Here is an 18,074-nt window from a genome sequence, read left to right on the forward strand (position 1 = left end):
GCCTACCCCTGATTTTCGATTTCTCGTGCCGCTAGTCGCACAAGCCCCTCTAGCGCGGCCTTCACCGTTTGTCGGCGGACTTCATCACGGTTGCCGGGGAAGTGCTGAACCTCACTGTAAACCTCGTCGCCAACACCCCAGGCCAGCCATACCGTGCCGACTGGCTTGTTCGGTGTGCCACCGTCGGGGCCGGCGACACCGCTGACCGCCACGGCAAAATGCGCCAGGCTGTGCTGCTGCGCGCCGCGCACCATGGCCTCGACCACTTCGCGACTGACCGCCCCTACCGTCTCGAACAAATCGCCCGGCACATCCAGCTGCCGGGTCTTCTGCCGATTGGAATACGTCACGTACCCCGCTTCAAACCAGGCCGAACTGCCCGGAATCCGCGTAATCGCTTCGGCGATACCGCCACCGGTACAGGACTCGGCGGTGGTGACATGGGCATTGAGCACTTGCAGACGTCGGCCCAGTTCTGCGGCCAGTTGGGTGGTCTCTTTCACGGCGAGCTCCGGATCGTGTGGAATGCCTTCACCGTACACGAGCCGGCCATGCTTTCAATACACAGAATCATTCAAGATGTTCGGGCGCCAGCGCTCTGACATAGGCCTGACAGGCCTGCAACGCAATCAATCCACGATCGCCGGTGTCAGTGATGGCGATAATTCGTTGAGCATGCGCCGGGTCAAGTCGGGCGCGTACGGCTGCAGAATCCACGCCGCCGGTGCCGGCGGTGGCTGGCACCGCACAGCCGTGGGCAACGTCGCCGGCGTCGAGAAGGACCGACAACCGCACATCGGCAGTAGCAAGGCGATCGCGCAGGCGATCCTGATCACGTTGGGCATCGCTCAGCGCTCGGTAATGGGTTTGTTCACTGGCCGCGAGCCGTTGCTCCAGCGCCAGGCGTTTGTCCTGCTCGGCCTGTTGCGCGGTGGCGGCGGTCTGAGTGAGTTGATTTTGCGTCTCGGCGTTTAACCGCGCTTGGTCGGCCAATTGCCGCCCGTAACGCCAGTCCTGAAACTGCCACGCCGCGGCGAAAGCCCCCGCCACCAGCAACAACAGGCCAATCACCCGCCAGGAGCCGGACATAGCACCGCCCTCGCCCGCGCCCAAATCTCGAGTCGATCCTGCAAGCCATTCAACCCGCCGTTGATCCGGCGGGTGATGGTGTTGAACTGGTCCGCGTCGGCCAGTTCGTTCAAGCCCTTCTGCGCCCAGAACCACGCCGCCGATTCGGCCGCCCATTGCGGTTGCTCGAGCAATTCGGGCAATGCCAACAGACGCTCATCGCCAAACAAGCCGAGACTGCACTGACGATAATTTGCCCGGCCGGTGATCTGAATCAGTCCTCGCCCGCGATACTTTTGCCCGTCGCCGTCGGCTTCCGGAGTATTGCCCAGACGCAGCGCCAGCGTGCCGGTGTCGTATTTGCTCAGGTACTGGTTGTTGCCCAGTTCGCGCACGTAACGCAATTGGCCCGACTCGTGACCGACCTGTGCCAGAAAAGCCGCGATACGTTTTGGCGTATCGATGCGATGCCTGGCCATCGCGGTGTTGAGTGGCGAAACAAAAACGCCCGCTTGGGAGCGGGCGTTGGGCATGATGTCGATAAGGTGTTTTTCAGTTAATTGCATGATGCTTGATCCTCCCTGGATGTTGTCCCGATTGAATCACGGCTGGCGGTTGATGCTTGCCAGCCATTTTTTTCCGGAGTTTTCAGGTAATGAACCGTTCGATCAAAACGGCCTCAGAGTGCAGCGGCCAACCATACGGGAGCCACTGGCCGATGCTCGCTGAACGGAAAAAATGATCCCTGCGGCCAGTCACGCAAGTCACGACGATAGGCCTGCAACTGTGCGTATTGCTCGGTAGTAAGCGTGGTACCGCCGCCGTCCTCGAGTTCGTCCCGGTCACGCGCCACCAAACCGTCAGTGGCGGCCAGCTGGGCCGTACGCCAGGCGCGCTCGGCGTCAGCAGCTGCATCCGGCGAGGGTGGCGGGGGATCGACGAGAATCGGATAACCGTTAGTGGCGCTCACGCCGATCATTTTTGGCGTGACCGCCAACTGTTGCAGTAATGAGATCCAATAGCCCTGAGGAATCTCGATTACGTCATCGGGAATGTCCGTCGAGTTGATACCCGGCACATACGCGCCTTGGGTGCTGGCGCTGAATAAAACAGTGAAGGGATTCATTCAGTAGCCCTTTGCAAAATAATTCACCGACCAACCGGCGCTGACTTGACCAGCAGCATTGCGAATTCTCAGCGTGCAGCCCTTTGCGCTGTACGCTGTTACCGCAACCATCGCCGCATCGCCCCCCGTATGTGTCGCTACCAGCGAGAAATATGCCTTGGGAAAAGTCATCGCAAATGTCACGTAGACATCCCCCTCGGCGTTCGATATCCCCGTGCCCCACTGATCGATGTTGCCACTAGCGTGTTTTTGATACCCGGGATTGCTGACCATTCCGGAAAACAGCGCGGCGTATTTCAAACTGGCGGTCCCGTAAACCGTCCAGATGCCACTCTCTTTGACAAAGTTGGCGCTCTCCCCGCTGTTCATCACAATCGAGGTCAGATAGGCCCCTTGGGGGCTGATCTGCGCACCGGACTTACTCGCAACCGTGACCGGTGCGCTGTTGCGGCAGTGCAGGCCAATACTCGCGCCATCAGGTACCGAGGCCACGTCAGGCAGGGTAACGGTATAGGAAACGGTCCCGCCCATTCCGATCGAGCAGCCGACATCAGCGATCGACAGTTGCGTTGCGGCGGATACTCCCCTTGCACTTGCGTAACTGCCTAATGCACGCTGAACAAACTCAGCAGTGGCCACCGACCGACTTTTATCAAACTGGGCGGCAGTCAAAAACAGCGCCGGGCTGCGAAGTGCGCCGAGCAATTGATCGTTGGTCGTCTCTTCCGGCGTTAAACCCGCCGCCTCAACAACACTAAGAATTTCCTGCGTTACACCATTTCCCCACACCGCTGGAATCAGCGAGCCCGGCGCTCCGCTTGCAGGGTTTTCATCCACGAACCTGCCGTTGACCAGTCCGATATTGGGCACACTCTTTGGATAATCCATTTTTAGTCTCCGGCTGTATTCATTCGATGCCGAGTGCGCACACAGCCAGCCCGGTCTTTCGAACGCATCTGCATTCAGCAAAAATACTGAGCACTTGCAGATTGTTTTCGCGGCTGACGCACTCGACTCCAGCACTGAAGCATTCAATCAGGCTGCGGTGGCCAATCGATCGCGCGAGGGAAAGCGGGCTGACTTTCGACTCTGGAAAGCAGTACCCGGTACTTTCTCCAGAGATCAAGTTGCGCCTGGGTCATTGGCAACTGCGTGGATTCCTCATCTGTTGCCATGCCCAATGCCACGGAGTCCTGCAGAGTGCTGAGGTCACTCTGCAACTTTGCGATCATCGAGGAAGCCAATGCCGAGAGCGCGGAAGATTTCATGCGCATTGCATCTTTCAGTTGTTCTTCGTCGGGTTCGGCAATGTCGCCGTATTCCAGAGCAACTGCCCGTTCAAACAATTCTCGACCGTGAGTCTCCGGATCTTTCGGCGAAGCCGTAAAGGGTACTTCACCCAATGAATCTCTGGTCTCCTCGAAAGTCACCAACAGGTTCAACGAGGTATGTTCCACGTCGTTCCAGCAAGGCTGACGCGCACTCAGAATTGTCATCATTTCAATAAACCCTCAGGCATAGAACAGTGGAGTCAGGGCTGGCACCGTCGGCATTTCGGATAGCCCCCATGATTCGCCAGGTGCCGGCAGGTGCGCCGCCCCAGGCAGAGCCGTCGGTGGCCGTGAACCGGCAGTTGACACCGGCAGCAAGTGCGCCCGGCCCTGTAGCGCCTCCTCCGCCAACGACCAACAAGGCATAAGAACCGACCACCCCTGCTTCGGCGGTTGATTGCGCAGCGACCGCTTTCGCATTACCGATGCCGTCGGTCCAGATGCTGCCCAGATCAGTTGCATCGACTTGTGCCCGCAGAGACGTACTGTCAGCCGCCCAGCCGATCATTACCGTATTGTTCGACTGGAAGTTTCCTCCGCCTTGGCGAACCGGGGTAAACCCCAGACGGGGCTGCAAAAGATAAACGCCGTTATCGGAAGTACGCCGCATATAGGGCTGATTCGGATCATTACTGGCAAACCCTGCCCAGGTAATGCCGTCACTGAGCACGCGAGCACTGACTTGGCCGGTGATCTCGGCACGCGTCATGCCATCCGTGATGCCATAGCCCGCAAGTGTCGAGGCACTTTTCGCCAGCATCACGACTTCGTTGCTGTTCTTGTTTCGCATATAAGGAGAAGCGGAGCTCCCACCTGCGAAACCGGCCACCGAACACGCATCCGAAGCGATTTTGGCGTCCAGCAAGCCATTCGTCGCACTCTTGCTGTAAACGTCCGCGACATTGGCCTTGGTCCCGGGGTCAAAGTTGGCCGAACACCACAGGTTGCCAAAACTGGTAGCGTCCACCTGGATCAGGATGTTCTTGCCGTCCCAGCCAATGGACACGGTATTGCCAAGTTGCCCGGCGCCACCGCCTTGTTTCACAAATGCGCTGTTGGCAGCCACTTTCGTGTACGCATCCACTATGCCGTACCCATCAAGGGTTGTCGGATTAGAGCCGGCTGTTACTTGCCCCCGTGCATTAACCATGACCTTGCGGTATTCGCCAGATGCGACCCCGGTGTACCCCGCCAGCAATTCAAACGTCAGCGCAGTAGTGCCGACCTTGATCGGACCGGGTGTGGTCAGTTGCCAAAGACGGGACCTGTTCACCACACCTTCATCGGTCGCAATGATAAAGCTGCTGGTCACTTGATAGTCCTGCGCGGCATCCACTGCGCGCGACCATGAGCCGGCAGCCACCACGTAAACACCGTTTTGCGATGCATTGGCCTGATCTTTCACCAGCACTCGATCGGCAACGGCCAGTTGTACACCATCGATGTTCTGCAAACCGCTGAGGGCAATTGTTCCCGTGGTCGCTACCCGCACCGAGTTCTTGAAGTCATGAGCGGCAAAACTCTGGATGGCTTGCAGCAGCTGCGTTGAAACATCTTCCTCGGGCTCCATCCCCGCCGCTTTGATCACGTTCAGGATCTCTTGGGTAACAGCATTGCCCCAAGTTGCCGGGATCAAAGACCCAGGTGTTCCTGCGACCGGGTTCTCGTCCACAAACTGTCCATTCACCAGCCCGACACCGGGGGTGTTTTTCGGGTAATCCATACTTTCTAACCTCTAGTCATAATTGATGTGCACACGGGTATGCGCAGGTGCACTGCGATGGATAAGGCATTCCAGGGCGCTACCGGGATTTACACCAAAGCGCTCGCCCCAATAACTGGCGCCGAAACGCCGGCCGATGAATTGCCGACCACCGGTATTGAGCGTCCACATGAACTGCGCCTGCCAACTGCCAAAGTGCCCCTTACCGAAACGTGAGCGCCCCATTCGTGGTGCTCTCAACTCAGTCACGGTGGCGTTGGGATAGCCTTGAGTTCTGGCGATTTCGACGAAGTAGCCTATGGTCTGGCTGCCGACTGCGAGCAGGCGTCGGCGCACCGCCAGACGACGGTCGTCGAACAAAGGCTTCTGTCCAAGGCAGGGATCAGGCAAATTCATGACCCGCTCCCAATCGGGTACCAGCTCGCTGACGCCGGCAGGATCCATTTCGTTTTGCAGATCAACGGCGCGGGCGTCCAGACGCGACAGCTCTTGGGAAATACTCACGAGCACTGCGTCCAGTTCAGGTACTCGCTCCGGATCCCAGGCCGGACCACTGGGCAGCAAATTGCGTAACTGGGCCTGATATTGCACCGCAGTTCTTATGCCTCCCATATGCACCCCCCGAAGGTCAGCAACTGGTTCTCGGTCGGCACGACATTGCCAACGGGCGCAATCAGTTGGTGGTCATACTCACCGGTGGCGCTGCTGATCGCTTCGCGAATATGACTTTGCAGCAAGGTGTCGCCCAGACCGGCCTCGCGGTTGTGCAAATCGTGCAGTTGCGCTTGCACCGCGGCCCGCACGGCGCTGGTATCGGGACTCAAGCGTATTTTATAGGTGACCGGGACCTGCTCCGGAGCCAGCACATGGACTTCGGCGGTCACCGGACGCAGCGGTTCGATATAGGCCTGAACCTCGGCTAATTGCTCAGCCCCGGGAATCGGCTGCGTATCGTCATCGCGCATGATGAACAGGCTGACAATGCCCATGCCGCCTTCGCCGCCCCGGCACCACGCCCGCGTCACACCCGGCACTTCCAGCGCCCAGGTTTCGTAGTCGCTGGCCGCGCCACCATGGGGAATCACGCGGTAGGAACGGATGACCCGCGAGCGCAGCGATTCGAGGCTTTCCCGCGCCACACCGCCGCTGAGGCCCGGCGCCAGCACCACGAAGCTGTTGCCGACAATCCCGGCAATCGGTTGCACCGGGGTCAGCGTCAAACCCGCATCAGCGTTGCCCAGACTGCCGGCCTCCAACGCGGCAATCGTGGTGCTGTTGCTGCCATTGACCGTGGTGCGCGCGGTGGTGACTTTGTAGGTGCGGCCATCGTTCGCTTGCAGCAGCGTGTCGACGTCGAGCACGGCGCCGGGAGTGGCGGTAAAACTGACGCTGCCGGTAGCCACTTGCGCAGCTTTGCGCGGCTGATTCAGGCGCAACGCGGCGATGCGTTCCAGGGTTGACTCATCGGCTTTGTCGGGCAGGATCTGCTCGGCAATCCAGTCGAGATAACCGTACAGACCATAAGCGGCGCCGCCGAGGGTGCGGGCGAGCACTTGCGCATCGGACTGGCGCAGCGAATCGCCGGCCAGGTCGCTTTGGGTGCGCTTGATCAGCACCGGCAGCGAAGGGGTTTCAAACGGCATAGATCACCTGCCAACTGTTATCGGGGTTGATGTCCAGACGCTCACCGTCGGCCAGGGTCAGGACCGTGCGCAGGTTCAGGCGCTGGGCGTCGAGGCGTTCGCTGATGATGTCGATGGCGCTGCAGTGGCCGTCGTCGAGCAGCCATTGCAGGGCTTCGCGGGCATAAAATTCGGCGTCCATTTGCGTCTGCCGGGTCAGCTTGACCCGGCGCAGCAGCCACAGCCGCGAGCCGATGCGATCGTCGGCAACCGTGGGGAAACTGTCGCCCCACCAGCCGAAGCGCTCTTCGTCATCGAGGGCGTCGTCATCAGCGGCGCGACGCCAGGTGAACAGACTGATGAGCACGGCGCGGGTCAGCGCGGCGTGGAGGTTCTGGCTGATGAACATCACTGGCCTCCTGCCGGCGCGCCGGTCTGACCGTTGCCGGCCTGCACGCCAACATGCACGTGTTTGATCTGGCTGATGCCGCCAGCCAGTTGATCACCGGTGGAAACGATCTTGCCGGTCTGGTTTATCACCGGCGTGTCGAAGTTCACCGCGCTGCTGGCGCGGATGTTCAGCGTGGCGGTTTCGATGTCGATGATCCGCCCGCGCTTGAAATGAATTTTGTCGCCCTCGTCGGTGTAGATCGCCACTTCACCGGCAGCGAGCGCTTGCAGGCGATAGCGACGGTCGGCGATGACCAGGGCGATGGCGTGGGAACGGTCGCCGCCGATGAAGGTGACGACCCCTTCGGCTCCCGCCAGCGGATGGCTGGTGAAACCGTAGGGTTCGAAGTGTTCGAGGTCGTCGTTGACTTCACCGGCGGTGAGGCGCATTTGCAGCGATTGCAGCTTGGTTGCCGAATTGGCGAGCACGACAGTGCCGCGCGCCAGCAGGCGTGTCAGTAGGCTCATGGGTTTCCTTAGACTTTGTCGACACAAACCCTGTGGGAGCGGGCTTGCCCGCGATGGCGGTGTGTCAGGGAAAAAATGTATTTGTTGTCACGACCGCTATCGCGGGCAAGCCCGCTCCCACAGGGGGCATTGTCGCCAGCAGGATCCTGCGTCAGGCCTGGGATTGCTTCGGGGGCGTCGGATCAGGATCAAAGGTATGCGGCGGGGCAACTTGCAGCGTGGTCACCGATCCCTGCGCCGACAGCGAATAAGTGACCTTGGAAATCAGCATGTCACCATCGAAATCGAGCACCGGATCCTTGACCTTCACCAGCGTGTTGTGGCGCCACAAATCGCCATTGCTCTGCCGCCAGCCCTGCACCTGATAGGTGGTGGTCTGTGCGCGGCCCATGCGGGTCGCGCTTTCCCACAGAGCACGCTGCTGCGCCAACTCAAAGGTCAGTTGCGTGCCTTCATTGATCACCGTGGTGCGCCGCCGTTTGAAACTCAGATCGGCCGCGGTCGACTCGACTTCGCTGACCGCCGCGCCGCTTTTTGCGTCCGAGCCTTTTTGCTGGCCGATCACCCGGTACTCGGAGAACACCTGGCTGAAATCCATTGGCGCACTGGCCGACAAGATGTTCTTGCCCAGCTCCAGCGCATCGCTGGCGCGCCCGCCGCTGCCGGGTTTGGCCAGCACCAACTGGCCCAGCTCGTTGTCGGTGGAAAACACCCGCAGCAGCGAGAGCAATCGGTCGATCGACTGGAATGCCGTTTCACCCGGCACGATGGTGTGTTTGGTCAGGCGTGTGGTTTCGCTGATTTCGTTGACAACTGACAGCCCATATTCGCTCGCCAGATCGCGGACGATAGTCAGCAAGGGTTGTTGCTGCCATTGGCTGGGCAGGTTGCGAGCGGCGCAATCGACCAGATCCTGGGTCTTGGAACTGCCTTCGATGGTCAGGCTGATCTGCCGCCCGTCATAGCGGATCGGTGCTTTGAACACGTAACCGGTGAGCACCAGGTCCTTGCCGATTTTTACCTCGCAGGGGTCGCCGGGTTTGATCCTTTGGTCTACGGCCTGCCCTGGCCATTGCCAGGTGATGTCGAGTTTGAAAGTGCGGAACTGACGCTCCAGATCAGCGGTGATTTCGACGCTTTTCCAGCCGCCGTATTCCATATTGTTGACCGTCAGCGTGACGTGATTGTCCATCTCGTTCATGGCGTCACTCCCGCGAGACTTTCACATCGTTGGGCGAGAAACCGGGATGGGTAATCGCATTACGCTGAGTCACTTCTTCGACCCGCGTGGCGTCGCCAAACTGTTTGTAGGCCACGACCACTGCCGGAAAGCTTTCCTGAAACGATTTGCTGACTTGACGCACGCCGGAGGACGCCACCGCTTTGAGATGAGCCACGAGCGCTTCCTTTACATCGTTGATGGCCTGGAAGTGCGCAGGTCCGGCTTTCGCCAGCATCGGGTCGATCGCTGCAGTCACCGCTGTGCGCAGCGCTTGCATGTCATCGCTGACGGGAACTTCCTGACGACTCACCGGCGACGTCGACTGTTGAGCCACCGACGGTGTCGACGCCAGCTTCACCGGCGTGGTCGCCACCGGCATCGACGCCACCCACTGCGCCACTTTGACCAGCAGCGTGTCCTGCACCAGATCCGCCATCGCCTGCGCGGCGGCATTGGTGTCCTTGCCCGTGGTGATCTTCGGCGCATCGGCTTTGCGAATCGCTTCGAGTTGCTGCGACACGTCAGCAATCACGCCACGGTAGCCTTCCTTGGCGAACGCTTTCAGTTCCTTGATATCACCGAGCAAACCCTTGAATTCCGCCGCCACTTCCTTGGGCAGTTCCTTTACGGCGTTGACCAGCTCAGTGATCTGCCGGTACTGCTCGATCAAAGGTTTCAGTTGCTCCTTGATCACGTCATAGACGCCGGTGAGGCTGTTGCGCAGGTTGGTGATGCCGATCCGCGCAGCCTTGATCAAAGTCATCGCCTGTTCGAAACGCGCCACCGCCGAACCCAGCAGTCCGTCGGCCTTGGCCAGCAGCACTTTCTGCGTGCTGACCGTGGCTGTCGGAAACGGCAGGGGTTGGTCGGGATAGAACTTCAAGGCGAACGTCACCAACCCACCGTCCTGGCGAGTGTGGGTCATGTCGCACTCGCCGACCTTGACTTGCAGGCGTCCAAGCCACGGATGCACCAGCTCGCCACGGCCCTGCTCCAGCGCCTTGAGCAGCTTGTCGCGCTGCTCAAGACAATCAGGGCCGATGATGAACGCGGTCAGATCGTGGGTCTTGGCCTGTTGGCCGAGGTCCTCGAAAAACGGCAGGTCGCGTTGCGGGTATTCATGCAACTGCCCATTGCGACCGACCGGGGTTTTCGCCTGGTCGATCCAGAAACCGACACCGCGAAAGGATGCCGGCAATAAACGGTCACGCCAGTTCATTGGGAACCTCCCATCGACAGCGAGCGATAGCCGATGCGTGAAGACACGGCCAGGCCCGGTTGATTGGTTTGCGGTTGTTCGGTACGCAGGCCTGCCGGTGCATTTTCGAAGCGCACGGTCAGCCCGCCTTGGAGCTGCGTGCGGTTGTTGGCGGCGCTCTGCTGGATCAGCGCGCTGGAGGTTTGTGGCAACGAACCGCTTTGCAGTGTGCCGTTGCCAGCAGGCGCCGGACTGGCAGCGAAGAACGCCGGCGCCAGTTCGCCTTTGCCTTCGGCATTGGTCTGGCGTTGTGCTTCAGTGAGAGTTTCAACCTTGCCGGTGACCTTGGCGATCAGTCCGGCAAAGCCGCCGTCGAACAGCTCTTTGATCGGCGCAATAACGGTTTGCAGCTTTTGCCACAACTCGCCGAACCACTCGGTGATCGGCCCCCAACTCTCGATGATCTGATCCAGCGGTTTCCATTCGAACAGACTGTGCAGAAAGTCCACGACCGGCGCGGACAGCGCCAACACAACGCCCCAGAGCGCCGAAAAGACCTCACCGATCGGCTGCCAATACTGGGCAATCTGCTCCAGCGGTGACCACTCGAACAGACTGGTGAAAAAGCCCCTGACTCGCTGCACAGACGTTTGCAGCTCCATCCAGATCGGTTCGAAGAACCCGACAACTCCACCCCAGGCGCTGGTGAGCATTTCCATCGGGAAAAAATCGAACAGCGTGCGCAGGATATCCCGGGTGCTTTGTACGGCCGATTGCAGCGTGGTGAACATCGGTTCGAAGAACGTCACGACACCACCCCACGCATCGGTAATCATCTGCATCGGCGAGAAATCGAACAGGTTTCTGAGAAACGCCATCACCGGCACACTCAAGGCCTCGAGCAATTCCCAGATCGCCGAGAACAAACCGGTCAGCGCCCCCCAGTTTTCAATGATCATCCCCGCAGGCGACCACGAGAAAATCGACTTGAAGAAGTCGATCACTGGCGTCGTCACGGCCATCACCTTGTCCCAGACTCCGGAGAAAAATCCCGTGACCGGTTCCCACAACGCCGCCAGTGCCGCCAGCGGTCGCCAGTCAAGTACCGAGCGCAACGTCGCCATCGCACTCGCCCCGGCGTTTTTCACGCCCTCCCACATCCCGGTGAAGAACGCGCTGATCGGCGTCCAGTTGGCCACGATCAAACCGGCCGCCAAGGCAATGCCCATGGCGATCAGCATGATCGGGTTGGTCTTGAGCACCATGCTCATGACGTCCATCACCTGCGTCATACCGGTGACGGCGGTTTGCATGGCGGAGAAGGCGATTGCTCCCGCCGCCAGGCCTTCAACCAGTTTCGGGTTGTCGGCGAGCAGGCTGCCGACCTGCGTCAGCATCGGCTCCAGTCCGACCACCAAGGCCCCCACCGCCGGCACCAGTGCAGCGTCCACCGCCGCCGAAACCTTCTGCATCGACGCACTGAACACGTTCATGTTCTGCGTGGCAGCAATCGGCGCGGCGGGCAGATCGACGGTTTTCGCCGTGTCGCTGACTTCGCTCAATTTGCCCTGGAACGCTGCGGCCGATTTGATGCCGTCTACAAACGGCGTGATCACGCTGCCGCCGTTGAACAGACCACTGATGTCCAGTTTGCCGAGGCCGGTCTGCTCGAGATTGTTTTTAAAACTCTCAACCTTCATGCGCAGGGCGCCCAGTTTGGGCGAGAGTTCATCGATGCCGGTGATCAGCACCGGTTTCGGGGTTTTCTTCTCTTCGTCTGCCATCACTGCACCTGCTGCATCGCATTGATCCGTTGCGCGTGCTCCAGCGATTCGCGGAGCACATCCAGTGGCCTGGCCATCATCTGTTCGGGGTCAACCTTCCAGAACCAGGCCAGGTCATAGGCGACGGCGATCAGGTCGGTGATGGCGCCGACGCCGCACTCATGAAAAAACTCGCAACGGCCCAGCTCAGCGCATTGAGGTCAGCCAGATCGAGTTGGTTGACCGACGACGGCGGGATGCCGGCGCATACGGCGATGTATTTGGCCGCCACGTCCATGTCGAGGCTGACTTCTTCGCTCTTGTCGATCTTGTACGGCAGCGCCTTGATCGCTCGCACTTCCTGCACCGTCGGACGGCGCAGAACGAGTTCGGTCAGAGGCTCGCCGTGGGCTTCGATTGCTACTTGAAGCTTCACGGCGGCGCTCATTGCCAGGTCCCCTTGATGCCTTCGAATTTCAGTTCGATGGTGGCGTCGTCGCCCTTGGAGACTGGCTCCTCGACCAGATAGGCGCCGGCCAGCACGTAGACTTTGCCGTTGCTGAACTCGCAGGTGACCGTGATATCGGTGCCTTCGATCAGCTTCTTCAGCGGGAAGTCGGCGGTGTGCAGCGCGGTCACTTTGAACGACGGTGCGATGTCGGTTTCCTTGTAGAAACCGGGCACGACGGTTTCACGTTTGACGGCCATCAGCGGGGCTTCGCAGCCGCCATTGATGGTCAGTTGTGCGCCGTCGACCTTGACGTAGCAGGTGCCTGCAATCAGTTGACCCATGGTGTTTCTCCCTTCAAAAAAAAAGCCCACGCGAGGTGGGCTGCATGCTTAACGCCGACTGCGCGAATCAGGCCGCGTCGTCGTACTGCAGACGGAACTGGTTGAGCAGTGCGAACACGCGCAGGCCGTTGATGTAATCCGGCGGGAACAGCACGTTCACCCGGCTCGGGTCCTGCACGTCGCGCTCGACGATCAGGTGCTCGGCGAACAGTTCGGCGTTCTCCACATGACCTTCCAGCTCCAGCTTGGCGTACTGCGCGATCAGCTCGCCGCGAATGGTCGCCGGCGTGACGATAGGCTGGCCGGCACCGAAACGGGTGCCGTCGGAGGCCAGTTTGTGGCGGCCGTACTTGCTGGTGATCACACTTTGCAGACGACGCACGATGAACGCCGACTGGTGCATGGTTTCGCTGTCCAGATAGGAGTTGTCGGCCTGGCCGTAGGCGTTCTTCTGGTAGGTGGTGATCGAGCGCTGGATGCGCACGTAACCGCCTTCGTAGTAAGCAGTGGCGATGCCGTAGTTGAGCAGCGACTGACGCTCGGTCAGGGTGAAGCGCTCGCTGGCCGGCGCCGGGTCAACGCCCGGCAGGCTGCCGCTTTGCGTCGGACGGCTGGCGTCGGCGGAGATGAACACCGCCGTGCGCGCAGCCAGCGCGGCGGCCTGCACCCAGAACGGTCGCGGTACGCCCGGCTCCAGCGCCTGAATGGTCATGTGCTGATCGTTGCGCGCCTGGCCTGCGGCGACCAGCGTACCGACCGTGCCGCGTTTGGCGCTGTAGACGTGACCGAACAGTTGCTTGGCCCACGACCAGCGCCCGGTGCTGTCATCCATGACCGCTTGCCAGGTGTTGAGAGTGGCCAGATCGGACCACGGCAAGGCGATGAATTCGAAAGGCTCATCGCCCAATGCTGCGACGGCAGCGATCTGATCCGGTACACCGGCGCCGCCGGTCATGGCGGTGATTGCGCTGGTCAGACCGGCCGGAGTTTCTTCGCCGTTGCTCTTGCCCAGGCGATTGAATTGCAGGCTGATGTCGTTGCCGCTGTCGCCGGTCCATTTGGCGTTCAGGGTGACCACACCTTCAGCAGCGGCAGCGCTGACCGGCAGGTCTGCAGTGGCGTTGATTTTCTGCGCCAGTGCGGTGGCCGCTTGCGCGGCGGTGGCGCCGTTGACCACGGTTGCCTGCACACGCACGCCGCCGACGTACAGGTTGAGCATGCCCGCCTGAGTTGCGGTGCCGGTCAGGGTCAACACGCCTTTGGCGATGGCGCCTTCGGTGTTGTGCAGCGGCAGGCACCAGATCTCGCCGATCGGGTCGGCCTTGCGGAAGGTCTCGTACATCGAGGCGAGCATCGAGCCTTGGCCGCCGATGCTTTTCGCCAGCGCCACGCTGGAAACCAGCACCAGCTTGCCGACTTCAGTCGGGGCAATATTGTCGTTGACCTGGGCGACGATCAAACGGCGCATGGCCGAAGTCGCGCTGTTGGCGGCCGAGTTGTCCATTTCGGCATAGAACAGCGGCACACGAATGTCCGCCGGGATGTTGCTGAATCCGATCGCCATTATTTGGCTCCCTGTGGTTTAGCCGCTTTTGCGGTTTTGAGTGTGATATCGCCGTCGGCCAGACGCCGGCGCCACCAGGCGCTGTCCAGCACGTCACGGCCGGCAGCCGGCAACAGGTCGCCCGCCTCCGGGTCAGGTACGACACGGCCGGCGGCCGGCACTACGGTGATGCGGTTGCTCATGGGGTTACGTCTCCAGAGAAAGTCATTTCCACCCGGCCATCCGGGCCCGGGCGTTGCAGGTTGGGGTCGGCCGGATCGATCGCATCGACCCGCACCGTCATCCCGGTAAAGGACGACAAAGCGTCCAGTTCGCGCTCGTGCCAACTCTCCGCAGGCTGACTTGGCAGATTGCGGCCGAGCTGGAACTCGGCATAAAAACGCAGCCGATAGAACACGCGGCTGCTGTTGATCGACGCGAGTTCACCGCCGTCGTAGACGATGGCGCTGTAGTCGGCATCGGGCTTGAACCCCACCAGCGCGCGCCACAGTTCGGCGCGCAGGTCGTGCAACCGATCCAGCGCTTTTGTCGCGTCGGTAGCGTCAAGTACGAGGACGATTTCAAAGCGCTCGCGGATTGGTTGGGTGGTGAGGTTTTGTGCGGTGCTGGCGCTGGCCTGGTCGGCCAGCGTTGTGAGACTGGCGTAAGGAGTTTTCAGTGAGGCATCGATTTGCAGTGCAGCGATGTCAATCCCCACTCCGATTCGATTGCCCAGCGTCGGGCACTGAGCACGCAGTTGCGTGACCAGAGGGGTCATTTTCATGAGGAAGTACCGAGTAGAGGCTGCCGCAGGTCATATCCCACAACAACCCGGATTAACGATAGGCAAAAGCACTGGTGCGCCGTTCAAGGACCCGGCTTAGAACCACCTGCCGATGGCAAAGCAGTCAAAAGCGACCACGGACAAGTCGGTCTCAATGAACTGCCCGAGACTGAAAACACAGATGCTGGCAAAACTAGAGGTTCTGCTGTAAGCACCTACGCTGGTCACTTGTTTCGCCACACCCAAGACACCCACCAGATTTGCGGTGACGAATCCCGGTGCAACAAAGGTCATTGGATAAGTCCAGTTGAAGCCCATGTTGGATGGGTTGTTGAACGCGATGCCACCTCGGCCGTAGAGCGTGCAAATCAGCGTGCCGTCGGCAAATTTGATGTACTCACCATTGGCATTGGCGCCACGTTCGATGATTGCTCCGGTTGCAATGCCTTTGTCCTGGCTGACCGTGCCAACCAACGCGGCGACAGCAGCGCTTCCCAGACCAAGGCCCGCTCGGGCGGCGGCCGGAGTGCTTCCGCCTGTCCCACCTCTCGCTACCGGTACCACAGCGTCCGACGCAACGGCGCCAAGCCCAAGCGCCTGGCGAGCCGACGCGGCATCCGCCGCACCGGTGCCGCCACGCATGATCGGCACGATTGCGTCGGTTGCCACTGCGCCCAATCCAAGGCCCAGGCGAGCGGTAACAGGATCAGTCCCCCCGGTTCCGCCATTTCGCACGGGCAGGACATCGAAGCCACTGACGGCACCCAGTGCTGCCAGCTTCGGGCCGTACTGAACATTCAGGTTGTTGAATGCATCAGCCAGTGCTTTGGGATACCCCTGCACCGGCATGATCGAATAGGACGCTCCGTTTGCCGTTGCGCCTTGGTAAGCCGGCGTGATCGACAACAGGTCCGGACTGGCGATATTGCTGACTTCGTATTGTCGCCCATCAGGTCCGACGAAGGCATCGCCCACTCGAACGTTGGTGACGAAATCAACGTTGACGCCGGTGACCGCAGGCGAATTGTTGCTGACATTGACCGTACCTGTTCTAAGCCATGGCATGGTGCAGTCCTTTTTTAAGCGGAAAAAAACCGCACTCGGCGGCATGGGGTGTTCAAGACGATCTCGATCAGGTACCTGTCAGAAAGCCAGTCACCCCGGCGGCAGGACCGGGTCAACCACAATCACTGGAACATCGGGCTGAACAGGCCACTCTGGCGCAACGGGCCATGCCGGTTGTGTGCTCACTTTGCCCAAACTGAACTTGTAGGCTTTCCATTGTTTCAGGTTGGCAAGCAGTGCTTGCTGTTCCGCCTTATCTTCAGTCGTCGCCTCCCCCAGATCGATGCCGTAACCGAGGGTTTCGATACGGTCCTGAATGCGCACGACCTGCACTGCGGCCGCTTCGTTTCTGGTCTTGAGCAGTGCTTGAGCTTCGGTCAATCGTGCTGCGGCAGCCGCTGCCTCTTTCATGGCTTTGGTGATCAATTGCGACCAGTCGATGTTCATACTTCAACCTCCGCTTGCGACAACGGCTGTGGCAATGCCACGTCACCGTCAGGAATATCGATCAGGTCGGCAGGAAACGCTTGCGCCTGACTGTAATCGGCCGGAATCGGCAGCAACAGGTGAAGGGTCAAATGGCCGTTCTCGTGGAAAACGTCACCCACGAACCATTCAGAGTCGATTGCTGCTCGCGGTAGCGTGTCGCCGTCGGACAACCGCGAAAAATCGAACGTATCGCCGTTCACCGTGATCAGCGCACCCGACTTGTGCAGCGTCAGAGCATCCTCTCTGCGTTGCGGAGACAGAACAATGTTCATCAATACCACCTGCCTATTGCGATCAAATTAATTTGCGCAGCCGAGGCTACGTTCGTTGTTGCGATAGCGCGCCAGGCGCCCCAGTTGGCGATCGTCGGAGGGATCCAGGCGCTGGCCATTACACAGTCGGCGTAGACCTTGCCAATCGCTGCCGACGTCACAGTGGGAATCGATGCAAAGGCTGATGGATAGGCACCCGGGGCATAAGCATCACTGCCGAACAATGCACCCACGGCATAGGTACCCGTCGAGTTGGTGGCAATCACCTTCCAGCAGACAAGTGTGCCATCCGCGAATTTGGTGTACTCACCATTGGCATTGGCCCCTCGCTCGATAATGGCGCCGGTAGGCACACCGGCCCCCGAGACGACGCCGAGGATGTTGTTCTGCCGGTAAATCATTCGCCATGCGCCGAAGGCGCCGGTACCGTACTGATCACGCTCCCAACTGCGCTTGGTGCCGCCGGCAGCAATGCCGTCGACTTCGTGCCAGACCTGATGCACCGGTTGACCAACGATCTTGATGGTGTCCATCAGGCCGTAACTTGCATTGGGCGGCTTCCCCCCGGTGCTGGTGTTAATGACAAAACATCGGCCTGCCGGAACAGCCGCCACGTCATCGATATTTCCAGCGTATACCGGGGCGTCACCGCCGATTCCAAATGCTCCGACCTGCATGACGCGCCCGGCAGTGGCATCGCTGGGAGTGGCTTGAAGGGTGGCTGAGGCGGCACTGCCCAGTTCCAGAGCAGCGCGAGCAGCGGCGGGCGTTGTGCTACTGGTTCCCCCTCTGGAAACTGGCAGTACATCGAAGTTGGCGGTTGCGCCAAGCCCCGCAAGCTTCGCTCCATACTGATTGACGATGGTGCGCAATTGATCCGCAGAATCCTTGACGTAGCCTTGCATGGGCGCCAGCGCATACGGCCCGCTCGCGGAACTGCCACGGTATTCCGGTGCAATGGATAGCGCCGTGTCGCTGGCGATATTAATGACTTCGTACCACTCCCCATCGGGGCCTCGAAAAGCATCACCTACACGGCCGTTGGCAATGAACGCAGTGCCGCTACCGGTGACGGTGGTTGAATTCTGGACGACAGTGACTGTTCCAGTTTTATACCAGGGCATATGTACTCCAGGAATGTTAGAAAATTGCAGAACG

23 protein-coding genes are annotated in these 18,074 nt (G+C 60.1%); all 23 read right to left on the reverse strand.

The annotated features are described in order from the left end of the window. Positions 1-2: 2 nt before the first annotated feature. On the reverse strand, positions 3-503 hold the full coding sequence (locus tag D8U70_RS27190; RefSeq protein WP_038861108.1) for a CinA family protein: 501 nt from the start codon (positions 501-503) through the stop codon (positions 3-5). A gap of 67 nt (positions 504-570) precedes the next feature. Next, positions 571-1,089 (reverse strand): lysis system i-spanin subunit Rz, encoded by a 519-nt coding sequence (locus tag D8U70_RS27195; RefSeq protein ID WP_110645925.1) that lies wholly within the window; start codon positions 1,087-1,089, stop codon positions 571-573. Further along, positions 1,068-1,634, reverse strand: a complete 567-nt coding sequence (locus D8U70_RS27200) for a glycoside hydrolase family 19 protein (RefSeq protein ID WP_122704974.1) — start codon at positions 1,632-1,634, stop codon at positions 1,068-1,070. Before D8U70_RS27200 ends, D8U70_RS27195 begins: the two co-directional genes overlap by 22 nt. A 113-nt stretch (positions 1,635-1,747) precedes the next feature. After that, positions 1,748-2,194 (reverse strand): phage tail assembly chaperone, encoded by a 447-nt coding sequence (locus D8U70_RS27205; protein WP_122704972.1) that lies wholly within the window; start codon positions 2,192-2,194, stop codon positions 1,748-1,750. Continuing rightward, on the reverse strand, positions 2,195-3,082 hold the full coding sequence (locus D8U70_RS27210; RefSeq protein ID WP_122704970.1) for a phage tail protein: 888 nt from the start codon (positions 3,080-3,082) through the stop codon (positions 2,195-2,197). 143 nt (positions 3,083-3,225) lie between these two features. Continuing rightward, entirely contained in the window at positions 3,226-3,693 is a 468-nt protein-coding gene (locus tag D8U70_RS28165) for a tail fiber assembly protein (RefSeq protein ID WP_277419426.1), read from the reverse strand. Position 3,694: 1 nt separating this feature from the next. After that, the gene (locus D8U70_RS27220; RefSeq protein WP_122704968.1) at positions 3,695-5,248 is read right to left on the reverse strand and encodes a phage tail protein; all 1,554 of its coding nucleotides are present in this window, start codon (positions 5,246-5,248) and stop codon (positions 3,695-3,697) included. A 12-nt stretch (positions 5,249-5,260) separates the two neighbouring features. Next, positions 5,261-5,860 carry a putative phage tail protein gene (locus D8U70_RS27225; RefSeq protein WP_122704966.1) on the reverse strand — a complete coding sequence of 200 codons (600 nt, stop codon included), beginning with the start codon at positions 5,858-5,860 and terminating at the stop codon, positions 5,261-5,263. After that, positions 5,848-6,891: a baseplate J/gp47 family protein gene (locus D8U70_RS27230; RefSeq protein WP_130930166.1), complete on the reverse strand. Its 1,044-nt coding sequence runs from the start codon at positions 6,889-6,891 to the stop codon at positions 5,848-5,850. The genes D8U70_RS27225 and D8U70_RS27230 overlap by 13 nt, the downstream gene beginning before the upstream one ends. Continuing rightward, the gene (locus tag D8U70_RS27235; protein WP_016771422.1) at positions 6,881-7,279 is read right to left on the reverse strand and encodes a phage GP46 family protein; all 399 of its coding nucleotides are present in this window, start codon (positions 7,277-7,279) and stop codon (positions 6,881-6,883) included. Before D8U70_RS27235 ends, D8U70_RS27230 begins: the two co-directional genes overlap by 11 nt. Then, positions 7,279-7,788, reverse strand: a complete 510-nt coding sequence (locus D8U70_RS27240; RefSeq protein WP_056783277.1) for a phage baseplate assembly protein — start codon at positions 7,786-7,788, stop codon at positions 7,279-7,281. Before D8U70_RS27240 ends, D8U70_RS27235 begins: the two co-directional genes overlap by 1 nt. 151 nt (positions 7,789-7,939) lie before the next feature. Next, complete coding sequence (locus D8U70_RS27245; protein ID WP_130930167.1) at positions 7,940-8,989, reverse strand: phage baseplate assembly protein; 1,050 nt, start codon at positions 8,987-8,989, stop codon at positions 7,940-7,942. Positions 8,990-8,993: 4 nt separating this feature from the next. Continuing rightward, the gene (locus tag D8U70_RS27250; RefSeq protein ID WP_130930168.1) at positions 8,994-10,229 is read right to left on the reverse strand and encodes a DNA circularization N-terminal domain-containing protein; all 1,236 of its coding nucleotides are present in this window, start codon (positions 10,227-10,229) and stop codon (positions 8,994-8,996) included. Continuing rightward, positions 10,226-11,992: a phage tail protein gene (locus D8U70_RS27255; protein ID WP_130930169.1), complete on the reverse strand. Its 1,767-nt coding sequence runs from the start codon at positions 11,990-11,992 to the stop codon at positions 10,226-10,228. The genes D8U70_RS27250 and D8U70_RS27255 overlap by 4 nt, the downstream gene beginning before the upstream one ends. A 130-nt stretch (positions 11,993-12,122) precedes the next feature. Beyond that, on the reverse strand, positions 12,123-12,419 hold the full coding sequence (locus D8U70_RS27260; protein WP_024011858.1) for a phage tail assembly protein: 297 nt from the start codon (positions 12,417-12,419) through the stop codon (positions 12,123-12,125). Then, positions 12,416-12,763, reverse strand: coding sequence for a phage tail tube protein (locus D8U70_RS27265; protein ID WP_007908779.1), 348 nt, complete (start codon positions 12,761-12,763; stop codon positions 12,416-12,418). The genes D8U70_RS27260 and D8U70_RS27265 overlap by 4 nt, the downstream gene beginning before the upstream one ends. A gap of 67 nt (positions 12,764-12,830) precedes the next feature. Beyond that, positions 12,831-14,327 carry a phage tail sheath subtilisin-like domain-containing protein gene (locus tag D8U70_RS27270; protein ID WP_130930170.1) on the reverse strand — a complete coding sequence of 499 codons (1,497 nt, stop codon included), beginning with the start codon at positions 14,325-14,327 and terminating at the stop codon, positions 12,831-12,833. Next, the gene (locus D8U70_RS27275; RefSeq protein ID WP_016771429.1) at positions 14,327-14,509 is read right to left on the reverse strand and encodes a DUF2635 domain-containing protein; all 183 of its coding nucleotides are present in this window, start codon (positions 14,507-14,509) and stop codon (positions 14,327-14,329) included. Before D8U70_RS27275 ends, D8U70_RS27270 begins: the two co-directional genes overlap by 1 nt. Continuing rightward, on the reverse strand, positions 14,506-15,090 hold the full coding sequence (locus D8U70_RS27280) for a hypothetical protein (RefSeq protein ID WP_130930171.1): 585 nt from the start codon (positions 15,088-15,090) through the stop codon (positions 14,506-14,508). Before D8U70_RS27280 ends, D8U70_RS27275 begins: the two co-directional genes overlap by 4 nt. A gap of 96 nt (positions 15,091-15,186) precedes the next feature. Next, the gene (locus D8U70_RS27285; protein WP_130930172.1) at positions 15,187-16,155 is read right to left on the reverse strand and encodes a hypothetical protein; all 969 of its coding nucleotides are present in this window, start codon (positions 16,153-16,155) and stop codon (positions 15,187-15,189) included. A 90-nt stretch (positions 16,156-16,245) separates the two neighbouring features. After that, positions 16,246-16,602: a phage tail protein gene (locus D8U70_RS27290; protein ID WP_130930173.1), complete on the reverse strand. Its 357-nt coding sequence runs from the start codon at positions 16,600-16,602 to the stop codon at positions 16,246-16,248. After that, positions 16,599-16,916: a hypothetical protein gene (locus D8U70_RS27295; protein ID WP_130930174.1), complete on the reverse strand. Its 318-nt coding sequence runs from the start codon at positions 16,914-16,916 to the stop codon at positions 16,599-16,601. Before D8U70_RS27295 ends, D8U70_RS27290 begins: the two co-directional genes overlap by 4 nt. Next, a complete protein-coding gene (locus tag D8U70_RS28090) occupies positions 16,916-18,040 on the reverse strand; it encodes a hypothetical protein (protein ID WP_241664699.1) in 1,125 nt (374 codons plus the stop codon). The genes D8U70_RS27295 and D8U70_RS28090 overlap by 1 nt, the downstream gene beginning before the upstream one ends. Between the last annotated feature and the right edge of the window lie 34 nt (positions 18,041-18,074).

Origin of the sequence: Pseudomonas sp. Sample_20, from assembly GCF_004307585.1 — a bacterium.
Taxonomy (GTDB): domain Bacteria; phylum Pseudomonadota; class Gammaproteobacteria; order Pseudomonadales; family Pseudomonadaceae; genus Aquipseudomonas; species Aquipseudomonas atacamensis.